This is a genomic window from Mesorhizobium sp. P5_C1 (assembly GCF_054049815.1).
Map to the genome: position 1 here is coordinate 1 of NZ_JBFULQ010000912.1, position 1,451 is coordinate 1,451.

The window sequence follows — 1,451 nt, forward strand, 5'->3', positions numbered from 1 at the left end:
GTCGTAGTGCTCGCCCCAGATGTGAGCTGTTGAGGATGCGTCGATCAGTTGCACGGTGACCCGCACCCGGTTGCCGATCTTCCGCACGCTGCCTTCGACGACATACTGGACGCCAAGTCTCTTCGCCACCTCGGCCACGTCATTCGCCTTGCCACGGAACTGGAAGGATGAGTTCCGCGCAATGACCAGGAACTCCCTGAACTTGCCAAGCTCGGTGATGATGTCTTCGGTTATCCCGTCGCTGAAATAGCCCTGTTCCCGGTCGCCGCTCATGTTGTCGAAGGGAAGAACGGCGATGGATGCTCTGGCCGGTGCCGTAGCCTCTGCCACGGCCACAAAGGGCTTGGGACCAGCATATTTATAGCCGCGACCATGCACGGTTACGATCATCTCGGCGGGCAGCAGTTTTCGCAGCGCCGAAATGTGGACCTGCAGCGTGTTCTCCTCCACCACCACGCCGGGCCAGACAGCATCGAAGAGTTCGGTCTTGCCGATCACCTCGTCCGGCCTCTCCAGCAACGTGGCGAGGATGTCGAAGGATCGCGTCGACAGCTCCATCGGCCCCTTGGGACCCAGCAGCAGCCGTTCGGCGCGTTTCAGACGATAATTCCCAAACTCCAAGTCCATTTGCAAAAGAACCCGTCCCTCCAGGGCAACGATAACCCAAGACGGTCCTGAAGGCGAACTTCAGGGTAGTTCAGAACCTTTCAGGTCCGAGCCAAGGACCTGAGTGGGACACGGTGTCATTCTCACCGTCACTGGAGGACACCATGGCCGACATCTCCACCACCGTCCTGATTAACATCCGACGCCTTAAACTGCCTCGGCTAGGCTTTCCGAGGCTTGCAATCGGCGCAACTCTCAACGCGATATGCCGTGTGATGGGCGACGCTTTCAAAATGGCCTACCTGGACCMATACACCGGTCTTCGTCGCCAACCGCCGATCGTCCCGAACGAAGATCTTGAAGGCCGAGATCCCAGCTGGTGACCTGCAAGTCCTCGCCGAGTGGTACAGCGCAAGCTTCCAGTCAGCGCGGGATATCTGCTTTGGGTCATCCGCGACCGGGTCGAGCCAGCGGTAGTAAGTCCGCGCCTTATTTTCCAGGCAATATCTTGCCCGGGTTCATGATATCAAGCGGATCGAGCGCCTGCTTGATGGTGCGCATGATGTCGACGCCGTGGCCGAGTTCATGGCGCAGGAAGCCGATCTTGCCCTGGCCGATGCCGTGCTCGCCGGTGCAGGTGCCATCCATGGCGATCGCCCGCATGTTGAGCCGCGCGACGAACTTTTCCGAAAGCACGATCTCCTTGGGGTCGTCGACGTCCATCAGGACCAGCACGTGAAAATTACCGTCGCCGGCATGGCCGACGATCGGCGCGATCAGCCCCATCTCGGCGATATCGGCTTCGGTCTCGGTGACGCATTCGGCAAAGCGCGAGATCGGTACGC

General features: G+C 59.8%; 3 protein-coding genes. 1 reads left to right on the top strand and 2 read right to left on the bottom strand.

Annotated features, from left to right (window positions below; all coding sequences use genetic code 11):
- Positions 1-627, bottom strand: a 627-nt coding sequence (locus ACXJ7R_RS32505; protein ID WP_457155376.1) for a winged helix-turn-helix domain-containing protein, incomplete at its 3' end; no start/stop codon positions are given.
- A 143-nt stretch (positions 628-770) separates the two neighbouring features.
- Between ACXJ7R_RS32505 and ACXJ7R_RS32510 the strand changes: the two genes are divergently transcribed.
- Positions 771-989 carry a hypothetical protein gene (locus ACXJ7R_RS32510; RefSeq protein ID WP_457155377.1) on the top strand — a complete coding sequence of 73 codons (219 nt, stop codon included), beginning with the start codon at positions 771-773 and terminating at the stop codon, positions 987-989.
- A gap of 106 nt (positions 990-1,095) precedes the next feature.
- Here ACXJ7R_RS32510 and ACXJ7R_RS32515 read toward each other — a convergent pair.
- On the bottom strand, positions 1,096-1,451 hold a 356-nt coding region (locus ACXJ7R_RS32515; RefSeq protein ID WP_457155378.1), incomplete at its 5' end, for an FAD-binding oxidoreductase.